The following is a 1,314-nucleotide window of genomic DNA, read 5'->3' as shown; positions in this document are numbered from 1 at the left end:
GTTGAGCAGCCCCCAGCCCTGCGCTTCGGCGAGCAGGGCGAGCCCGACCGCCGCGGTGGGGAAGGCGACCCGCAGGACCAGGGTGTCGATCACCACGATGCCCAGGTTGCCCGGCCAGCGCCGGGCACGGGGGATAGCGCGGCGGCGGCGCGGAACAAGCGTCTCCCAGACCGCCATCGCCGCGAGCACGCCCGCGAACGCCGACAGCCGTACCCAGGGCTCGTGGCCGAGCAGGAAGGCGTCGAATTCGCTCATCATCCGGTGGACAACGCCACCGGGACCGGGTTCCGGCGGCGCCGGCCGTCACTCCCCGCGGCCGCGGCCCCAGTGCTCGGCGCCCGGCAGCAGCAGGTGCATGCCCACCGCGACCACGCTGCACAGCGCGATGCCCTCCAGGCTGTACTGGCCGTGGCCGACAGTCAGCCCACCGATACCGAAGACCAGGGTCACCGCCATCACCGCCAGGTTGCGGGCGATGGAGAGATCCACCTGATGACGGACCAGGGTGTTGACGCCGACTACGGCGATGGAGCCGAACAGCAGGCACAGGATGCCGCCCATCACCGGCACCGGGATGCTCTGCAGTACCGCGCCGAACTTGCCGATGAACGCCAGCACCACCGCCAGGCCCGCTGCCCAGGTCATCACCCGGGGGTCGTAGTTGCGCGTGAGCATCACCGCGCCGGTGACCTCGGAGTAGGTCGTGTTGGGCGGCCCCCCGAGGCCGGCGGCCATCGAGGTGGCCAGCCCGTCGCCGAGGAGGGTGCGGTGCAGGCCGGGGCGCTTGAGGTAATCCCGGCCCGTGACCGAGGAGATGGCGAGGATGTCGCCCACGTGCTCGATGGCCGGGGCGATCGCCACCGGGATCATGAACAGGATCGCCCGCCAGTCGAATGCGGGTGCGGTGAATGCGGGCATGCTGAGCCAGGGGGCCTCGGCGATGGCGCCGGTGTCCACAACACCGTAGGCGAAGCTCAGCAGGTAGCCGGCGATCACGCCGAAGATGATCGGGATCAGCCGGAACAGGCCCCGCGCGAGCACCGCCACGGTCACCGTCACCGCCAGCGAGACCAGCGATATCACGATGGCGTCTGCATACGGAATGAGCTGCTGGGCGCCGTCGCCGCTCTTGCCCATGGCCATGTTCACCGCCGTCGGCGCGAGGCTCAGCCCGATGACCATGATCACCGGGGCGATCACCACGGGCGGCAGCAGCCGGTCGATAAAGCCCGTGCCCCGGGCACGCACGGCGCCGGCGAGCACCACGTAGAGCAGGCCGGCGGCCATCAGCGCGCCCATGGTCTCGGGCAGGCC

1 protein-coding gene and 1 pseudogene are annotated in these 1,314 nt (G+C 71.0%); both read right to left on the bottom strand.

What is annotated here, in order from left to right; genetic code table 11:
- Positions 1-258 (bottom strand): annotated as a pseudogene (locus G7A99_RS19960) (sterol desaturase family protein); the annotation flags it as partial.
- 45 nt (positions 259-303) lie between these two features.
- Positions 304-1,314, bottom strand: a 1,011-nt coding sequence (locus G7A99_RS19955; protein ID WP_163143537.1) for a uracil-xanthine permease family protein, incomplete at its 5' end; no start/stop codon positions are given.

The sequence above is a fragment of the Arhodomonas sp. KWT genome (assembly GCF_010993615.1).
The sequence above is the reverse complement of the archived record's forward strand: the minus strand, read 5'-3'. Positions and strand labels throughout refer to the sequence as shown.